This is a genomic window from Ensifer sp. Root954, assembly GCF_001429005.1.
In the GTDB taxonomy this organism is placed as follows: domain Bacteria; phylum Pseudomonadota; class Alphaproteobacteria; order Rhizobiales; family Rhizobiaceae; genus Ensifer; species Ensifer adhaerens.
Window position 1 is genome coordinate 266,860 of sequence record NZ_LMJM01000027.1, and the last position, 8,475, is coordinate 275,334.

General features: G+C 61.8%; 7 protein-coding genes. 6 read left to right on the forward strand and 1 reads right to left on the reverse strand.

What is annotated here, in order from left to right; translation table 11 throughout:
• Positions 1-98: 98 nt before the first annotated feature.
• The 5 genes from ASE71_RS23200 to ASE71_RS23220 all read left to right on the forward strand — a co-directional run bounded on the left by ASE71_RS23200 (position 99) and on the right by ASE71_RS23220 (position 7,080).
• A complete protein-coding gene (locus tag ASE71_RS23200) occupies positions 99-1,952 on the forward strand; it encodes an ABC transporter ATP-binding protein (RefSeq protein ID WP_060520712.1) in 1,854 nt (617 codons plus the stop codon).
• 119 nt (positions 1,953-2,071) lie between these two features.
• Positions 2,072-3,937, forward strand: a complete 1,866-nt coding sequence (locus tag ASE71_RS23205) for an ABC transporter ATP-binding protein (protein WP_060520713.1) — start codon at positions 2,072-2,074, stop codon at positions 3,935-3,937.
• Positions 3,938-4,304: 367 nt separating this feature from the next.
• Positions 4,305-4,883 (forward strand): ubiquinol-cytochrome c reductase iron-sulfur subunit, encoded by a 579-nt coding sequence (gene petA, locus ASE71_RS23210; RefSeq protein WP_060520714.1) that lies wholly within the window; start codon positions 4,305-4,307, stop codon positions 4,881-4,883.
• Between the two features lie 14 nt (positions 4,884-4,897).
• The gene (locus tag ASE71_RS23215; protein ID WP_034794990.1) at positions 4,898-6,178 is read left to right on the forward strand and encodes a cytochrome b; all 1,281 of its coding nucleotides are present in this window, start codon (positions 4,898-4,900) and stop codon (positions 6,176-6,178) included.
• A gap of 32 nt (positions 6,179-6,210) precedes the next feature.
• Positions 6,211-7,080 (forward strand): cytochrome c1, encoded by an 870-nt coding sequence (locus ASE71_RS23220; RefSeq protein ID WP_034794986.1) that lies wholly within the window; start codon positions 6,211-6,213, stop codon positions 7,078-7,080.
• Between the two features lie 297 nt (positions 7,081-7,377).
• Here the strand turns inward: ASE71_RS23220 and ASE71_RS23225 are convergent, their stop codons facing one another.
• Positions 7,378-7,944, reverse strand: a complete 567-nt coding sequence (locus tag ASE71_RS23225) for a GrpB family protein (RefSeq protein ID WP_060520715.1) — start codon at positions 7,942-7,944, stop codon at positions 7,378-7,380.
• Positions 7,945-8,127: 183 nt separating this feature from the next.
• Here ASE71_RS23225 and ASE71_RS23230 point away from each other — a divergent pair.
• The coding region (locus ASE71_RS23230; RefSeq protein WP_060634972.1) for a hypothetical protein at positions 8,128-8,475 on the forward strand (348 nt) is incomplete at its 3' end.

An 8,475-nucleotide genomic window follows, 5' to 3' on the forward strand; every position in this document is an offset into this window, starting at 1 on the left:
AAGCCCTTTGCGGGCTGCATTTCCGGACTGACTTTTTCATCATAAGAATGCGGGGCGAAATCCCGCTTTCCTTCAAAATACTCTGAAGGAGCAATGTTATGTTTGGCTGGTTTGAATCCCGCCTCAATCCCTATCCGCCGGAGGAGCCGACGGTTCCGCCGAAGACTCTGTTCGGCTTCTGCTGGCACTACTCCAAGCCGGCTGCGCCGTGGCTCATCATCATGTCCGTCTGTACGGCGCTGATCGCCATTGGCGAAGTGGCGCTGTTCCAGTTCCTCGGCAACATGGTGGACTGGCTGTCGAGCGCCGACCGCGAGAGCTTCCTCGCCGCCGAAGGCGGACGGCTGTTCTGGATGGGTGCGCTCGTCCTCATCGGCCTGCCGGGCCTCGTGGCGATCGATTCGCTGATCATGCATCAGGTGCTGCTCGGCAACTATCCGATGATCGCCCGCTGGCAGATGCACCGCTACCTGCTGCGCCAGAGCATGACCTTCTTTGCCAACGAGTTCGCCGGACGCGTGGCAACGAAAGTCATGCAGACGTCGCTAGCCGTGCGCGAAACCGTGATGAAGATCCTCGACGTCTTCGTCTATGTCGTCAGCTACTTCGTCACGATGCTCGCCGTCGTCGCCACCGCCGACTGGCGGCTGGTGATCCCGCTCGGCATCTGGCTGGCAATCTACATCTGCATCGTCAGCTATTTTGTGCCGCGGCTGCAGAAGATCTCCAAGGAGCAGGCGGACGCGCGCTCGATGATGACCGGCCGGATCGTCGACAGCTACACCAATATCGGTACAGTCAAGCTGTTCTCGCATGCCGGCCGCGAGGAAGGCTATGCGCGCGACGGCATGGACGGCTTCCTCGACACCGTGCATCGCCAGATGCGCAAGGTGACGCTGTTCCACGTGCTGGTCTATGCCAACAACAGTATCGCGCTCTTTGCGATCGCAACGCTTGGCATCCATCTGTGGCTGACGAGTGCGATCTCCGTCGGCGCGATCGCGATCGCCGTCGGCCTTGCGATGCGCATCAACGGCATGTCGCAGTGGATCATGTGGGAAGTCTCGGCGCTGTTCGAGAATATCGGCACGGTCTATGACGGCATCGGCATGATGACCAAGGCGCACGACATCGTCGACGAGCCGGACGCCAAGGCGCTGACAGCGGACAAGGGGGCGATTGCCTTCGACAACATCCGCTTCCACTACGGCAAGGCCAAGGGCGTCATCGATCACCTGTCGCTCGACATCAAGCCGGGTGAGAAGATCGGCCTCGTCGGTCGCTCGGGTGCGGGCAAGACGACGCTGATGAACCTGCTGTTGCGCTTCTACGACCTGGAGGACGGTGCGATCCGGATCGACGGCAAGGATATCTCCACCGTCACGCAGGACAGCCTGCGCTCGCAGATCGGCGTCGTGACGCAAGACACCTCGCTCTTGCACCGCTCCATTCGCGACAACATCGCCTATGGCCATCCGGAAGCGGACGACGAGGCGATCATTGCGGCGGCCAAGAAGGCGAACGCCTGGGACTTCGTCCAGGGGCTCGAGGACAACCAGGGCCGCAAGGGCCTGGACGCGCAGGTCGGGGAACGCGGCGTCAAGCTTTCCGGCGGCCAGCGCCAGCGTATCGCGATCGCGCGCGTGTTCTTGAAGGACGCGCCGATCCTGATCCTCGACGAGGCGACCTCGGCGCTCGATTCCGAAGTCGAACAGGCGATCCAGGAGAACCTGTTCGCGCTGATGGCCGGCAAGACGGTGATCGCGATCGCCCACCGCCTGTCGACGCTGACGGAGATGGACCGGCTGGTGATCCTCGAGGCCGGCCGCATCGTCGAGACCGGCTCGCATGCCGAGCTCGTTGCCCATGGCGGTCTCTACGCCGACCTCTGGTCTCGCCAGTCGGGTGGCTTCATCGCCGACGACGTCGAGAAGGAAGAGGCCGCAGAATAAGCAACCAAGACCCGCCGTTCGAAAGAGCGGCGGGCCTCTTTGTTAGACGTTACGCATTTGTAATCTGCAATTGTGTCGAAACCGATTGCTGTTCCTGCCGAACCGCCTATATCGGAACCATGCTCAGCGCCATCGTCAGCCTCTTCGAGAACTGGATCAAGCCCTTCGCACCGCGCGAGCGCCTGCAGCCGCCGAAATCGCTCTGGGGGTTTGCCTGGTTCTACGCCAGACAGGCCAAGGGACCGTTCATCGCTATGGCCGTCTTGGGCGGCCTCGTCGCCATGCTGGAGGCGGGTCTTTTCTACTTCGTCGGGCGGCTCGTCGATCTGCTCGACACCGTGAAGCCGGAAGCTGGCTGGAGCGGGTTGATCGCCGCCAATGGCCCGGAGCTTCTGTTCATGCTCCTGACGGTCATGGTCTTCCGTTTCATCGCGGTGTCGTTAGCGGCGCTCGTCGAAGAACAGGCGATCACGACAGGCTTTTTGAACCTGGTGCGTTGGCAATCCTACGTGCACGTCGCCCGGCAGTCGCTGACCTTCTTCCAGAACGACTTTTCCGGCCGCATCGTCACCAAGGTCTGGGCCGGCGCGCAGGCAACGAGCGACCTGCTCGTCTCGCTGCTGCAGGTCGTCTGGTTCATCGTCATCTACACGGCGTCCACTATGGCGCTGGTGGCACAGCTCGACTGGCGTCTGGCCGCGATGGTCGGCTTCTGGATCGTCGTCTTCCTGGTGCTGGCGCGCTTTTTCGTTCCACGCATCCGCAAGCACGCCCGCGATACCGCCGAAATGGCGTCGATGCTGAACGGTCGCATGGTCGATGCCTATTCCAACATCCAGACATTGAAGCTCTTCGGGCGCGACGAGGAGAACGACCGCTATATTCGCGGCGGCTTCGACCGGTTCCAGCGCGCGGTCATCCCGTTCACGCGGCTCTTGACGGCCGTGCGCGCCTCGCTGGCACTGCTTTCCGGCTTGATGATCACGGCGATCGCGGTCTACGCCATCCATCTCTGGCTCGCAGGCTCGATCAGTTCCGGCGCGGTCGCCTTCACGCTGGCACTGGTGCTCCGGCTCAACATGCTGCTTGGCCGCATGATGACGCAGTTCAACTCGATCATGCGCAACATCGGCACGATCCAGAACTCGGCCGAACTGGTCTCTCAGCCGATAGGTCTCGTCGATCGGCCCGATGCGACGGAACTGGCCGTGAGCAAGCCGGAAATCCGCTTCGAGCACGTCCGCTTCCACTACGGCAAGGGCGACCGCGTCATCGACGATTTCTCGCTCGTGGTGCGCCCGGGCGAGAAGGTGGGCATCGTCGGCCGTTCCGGAGCCGGCAAGTCGACGCTCGTCAATCTCCTGTTGCGCTTCTACGATCTTGAGAGCGGGCGCATCCTGATCGACGGCCAGGATATCGCGTCCGTCAGGCAAGAGTCGCTGCGCGCCCAGGTCGGCATGGTCAGCCAGGATACTTCGCTTCTGCATCGCTCGATCCGCGACAACATCCTCTTCGGCCGTCCCGACGCGAACGAGGAGCAACTGATCGCTGCGGCTCGGAAAGCCGAAGCCTACGACTTCATCGCCGACCTTCAGGACCAGCGCGGCCACAAGGGGCTCGACGCCCATGTGGGCGAGCGCGGCGTCAAGCTTTCGGGCGGACAGCGGCAGCGCATCGCGATCGCCCGGGTGATGCTGAAGGATGCGCCGATCCTCGTGCTCGACGAGGCGACCTCGGCGCTCGATTCCGAAGTCGAAGCGGCGATCCAGTCCAATCTCGACCGCCTGATGCAGGGCAAGACGGTGCTCGCGATCGCGCATCGGCTGTCGACGATCGCCGCGCTCGACCGGCTGGTGGTAATGGACAAGGGGCGGATCGTCGAACAGGGAACGCACGCCGAACTTGTCGCCCGCGGCGGGCTTTACGCCGGGCTCTGGACACGCCAGTCCGGCGGATTTCTCGCTCGGGAAGAGGCGGCGGAGTAGGGCGCTTTACGGACGCCTTCAAGCCCATCCGGCGGGCGCAAATTCCGCCCAACTGATGGCCGTCAAGTCCTTGTGCCAATTGGCCGCGCTTTTCCCCGCGACAATCTGCCCACATGCCCTTGTCAAGGCTGGACATAATTTGCGATCAAGCATAGAACGCGCCGGATTGACGGGGATTCTGCGTGCTGTGCGCGCGCCGATTCTTTTCGGATTCTGTGCCGATGTCGCGTTTGCAACCGCAAGGCGATGGGGCGACAGCACTATGAATAGGGCGTGGTTCCTTGACCTGGATCAAACCGCAAGGGGCAGGAATTTCGCCGGGGGCGGATGCGGTTTCCGCAATATTGCGTGAGAGGATGGTTTAGCCGTGAGCGAACACGACACTTCAAGCGAGGCCTTGGGCGAGCCCACTCGCCGCGACTTCCTTTATCTGGCTACCGGTATGGCAGGCGTCGTCGGCGCTGGTGCCGTCGCCTGGCCGTTCATCGACCAGATGCGTCCGGACGCATCGACGCTCGCGCTCGCTTCGATCGAGGTCGACGTATCGAGCCTTCAGCCCGGTATGTCGCTGACGGCGAAATGGCGCGGCAAGCCGATCTTCATCCGCAACCGTACGGAGAAGGAAGTCGAGGAGGCAAAGGCCGTCAAGCTGGACGAGCTTAAGGACCAGGTTGCGCGCAACGCCAACCTTCCGGCCGACGCTTCCGCGAGCGACCTCGATCGTTCCGCCGGCGAAGGCAAGGAAAACTGGATCGTCATGATCGGTTCCTGCACCCATCTCGGTTGCGTGCCGCTTGGCCAGGCCGGTGATTTCGGTGGCTGGTTCTGTCCCTGCCACGGTTCGCACTACGATACGGCCGGCCGCATCCGTAAGGGTCCGGCGCCGGAGAACCTTCACGTGCCGACCTTCTCGTTCGTATCCAACACAGTTATCAAGATCGGTTGAGGGGACTACTGATAATGAGTGCTGAACATTCAACCTACACGCCGACGACTGGCATTGAGAAATGGGTTGATTCCCGTCTGCCGTTGCCGCGTCTCGTTCACGATAGCTTCATCAGCTACCCGGTTCCCCGGAACCTGAACTACGCCTACACCTTCGGCGCCATGCTCTCGGTCATGCTGATCGTCCAGATCCTGACCGGTATCGTGCTGGCCATGCACTACGCCGCTGAAACGACCGTCGCCTTCAACTCGGTCGAGAAGATCATGCGCGACGTCAATCACGGCTGGCTGCTGCGCTACATGCACGCCAACGGCGCATCCTTCTTCTTCATCGCCGTCTACCTGCACATCGCCCGTGGTCTCTACTACGGCTCGTACAAGGCTCCGCGCGAAATCCTCTGGATCCTCGGTGTGGTCATCTACCTCCTGATGATGGCGACCGGCTTCATGGGCTACGTTCTGCCCTGGGGTCAGATGTCCTTCTGGGGCGCGACCGTTATCACCGGCTTCTTCACCGCCTTCCCGCTGGTGGGTGAGTGGATCCAGCAGTTCCTGCTCGGCGGCTTCGCCGTTGATCAGCCGACGCTGAACCGCTTCTTCTCGCTGCACTACCTGCTGCCCTTCATGATCGCCGGCGTCGTCGTCCTGCACATCTGGGCCCTGCACGTAACGGGTCAGACCAACCCGACCGGCGTTGAAGTCAAGTCCAAGACCGACACCGTGCCCTTCACGCCCTATGCGACGCTGAAGGATGCACTCGGCGTTTCCGTCTTCCTGATCATCTATGCCTGGTTCGTCTTCTACCAGCCGAACTTCCTCGGCCACCCGGACAACTACATTCCGGCTGACGCGCTGAAGACGCCCGCTCACATCGTTCCGGAATGGTACTACCTGCCGTTCTACGCGATGCTGCGCGCGATCACCTTCAATGTCGGCCCGATCGACTCCAAGCTCGGTGGCGTTCTGGTGATGTTCGGCTCGATCATCATCCTGTTCTTCCTGCCCTGGCTCGACACGTCCAAGGTCCGCTCGGCCGTCTACCGTCCGTGGTACAAGCTGTTCTTCTGGGTCTTCGTGGCCAACGCCATCCTGCTCGGCTGGCTCGGCTCGCGTCCGGCGGAAGGCCTGTACGTCGTGATGTCGCAGATCGGCACGCTGTACTACTTCGGCTTCTTCCTCGTCATCTTGCCGGTCCTCGGTCTGATCGAGACGCCGAAGCGCATTCCGAACTCCATCACCGAAGCGGTGCTGGAAAAGCAGAATGCCAAGGCGCAGCCGGCTGCCGCGCGCGCCTGATCAGAACAGCGATTGATAAGGAACCCACAACAATGAAAAAGCTTGTTACAGGCATTCTGTCACTCGCTGTCGTCGCTGGTCTCGGTCTCGGTACGGCTGTTGCCGAAGAGGCGAAGGGCGGCGAGGAGCATGGCGGCGGTACGCCCCACTATCCGATCCACAAGCCGGAACAGCAGGACTGGAGCTTTGCCGGTCCCTTCGGTCACTACGACAAGGGTCAGCTTCAGCGCGGCCTGAAGGTCTACGCCGAAGTCTGTTCTGCCTGCCACTCGATGAACCTGGTGTCCTTCCGCACGCTGGAAGGCCTGGGCTATTCGGAAGGCCAGGTAAAGGCCTTTGCGGCGAACTACGAAGTTCAGGACGGCCCGAACGCCGACGGCGAGATGTTCACCCGCAAGGCTGTCGCCTCCGACCACTTCCCGTCGCCTTACGCGAACAAGGAAGCGGCTGCCGCATCGAACAACGGTGCAGCTCCGCCGGACTTCTCGCTGATCGCCAAGGCTCGCGGCATCGAGCGCGGCTTCCCGCAGTTCATCTTCGACATGTTCTGGCCCTACCAGGAAGGCGGCCCGGATTACATCCACGCGCTGCTGACCGGCTACCAGGATCCGCCGCAGGGCGTCGAAGTGGCTGAAGGCACGCACTACAACCCGTACTTCGCCAACGCTGCCGCGCTGGCGATGGCTCAGCCGATCTCCGCCGACCAGGTCACCTATGACGATGGCACGCCGCAGACGGTCGACCAGTACGCAAAGGACGTTTCGGCGTTCCTGATGTGGGCCGCCGAGCCGCACCTCGAAGAGCGCAAGCGCACCGGCTTCATGGTCATGGTGTTCCTGCTGATCTTCACCGGCCTGGTGTACCTCACCAAGAAGTCGGTCTACGCCAACAAGGAACATTGATCGGCTCCGGCTCAGGCCGGTACGACCAAGACCCAACGAAAAAGGCCCCGGTTCGTCCGGGGCCTTTTTCGTTTGCCACCGTGCATCCCGACACCGTTGACCTTGGGCGAGGAATTTGGCCGGACCTGCAGCAAGTTCGCGATGCTTCACGCATTCCTTTGGCGAAGGGCAGGCGGCTAAACACCAGTCGCTCGCAGGACAGGCTTGCGATGCAGACAGCAGCTACCGTATTCGGCCGATCATTGGCCACCGCACCGATCTCGGATTAAGGCTGTGCCGGGGCAGCGGAAGACCGGCCTACGCATCGGAAGGACCTGGTCTCCAGCCGCTTGCCGCAGCCCACCGATCCGCGCGTCGAATGACCTGCCACAAGTGTTCCGACTTGCCCTCGGTATAGGCTGCCCGGTCGTGGCGATGTCGGCTTGCCAATGCCCGCTTCAGCTCGACGTATGGGCCGTGTTCCGCGGCATGGGCACGCATGTAGTCGCGAAACAGCAGCGACCATTGTTCCTGCCAGCTTCCCGCTCGGCGCACATGGATGTGCGTGCGTTCGTCGCCAGGGCGCTCACGAAAGTAGCGTTTCGTCAGATCGGTATTCTGCGGCCGCCACAGGTAGCCGATCGCCGCCATTTTTTCCGCCAGGACGTCGAGGGACTCCAGATCGGCAACGGAAATCTGAACATCGATGATCGGCTTGGCAGCCAGACCACGGATTGCGGTGGAGCCGATATGGTCGATACGCAAGGCATGATCGCCCAAAACCTGGCGGATCGTCTTCGCCTTGGTGGCAAACCGCTCCGCCCAATCGGAGGACCAATCGCAGATTTCAATCGGCTGTGTCGTGCAAGGCAGCTCCCTATCCATCGGACGAACTTCAGATGCAGAGCGCGATGATGTCAACATTCATTCCTGCGTTCCACCTGTCTGGCTGGCAGAGTGTCTGGCCGTCCGGATGCCGTTAAGGACGACTGCATGTTATGGTTGCATCGACCGTTGGCGCCCGCCTAGAAGGCTGCGTTATTGTTTCTTCAAGGGGGTTGAATCTCGATGTCTATTTCTTTCAAGCGCCTGGCGGCGGTCGCCGCGGTAGCTCTTGCCTTTGTTCCCGGTATTGCACAGGCCGAGAGTTACGCGACGCTCACCAAGCAAGGCTACGCCACCGGCAAGCTCTCCAGGGGCAAGTCCGGCGCCTGGGGCTGGGTGGTCGGCAACGGAGAGAAGACGTTCTTTTGCCGGCTGAACGTCGCTTCTGCCTATGTCAACAAGAAGGAGATGGTGAGCTTCACCGCAAGCGGCCGCATGCTCAAGATCGACCGTGCGACCTACGACGGCGCGCTCGGCGGACCGGACCCGAACAAGCCTTACCTGAAGGATCTGCAGGCGGGCCGGGTCAAG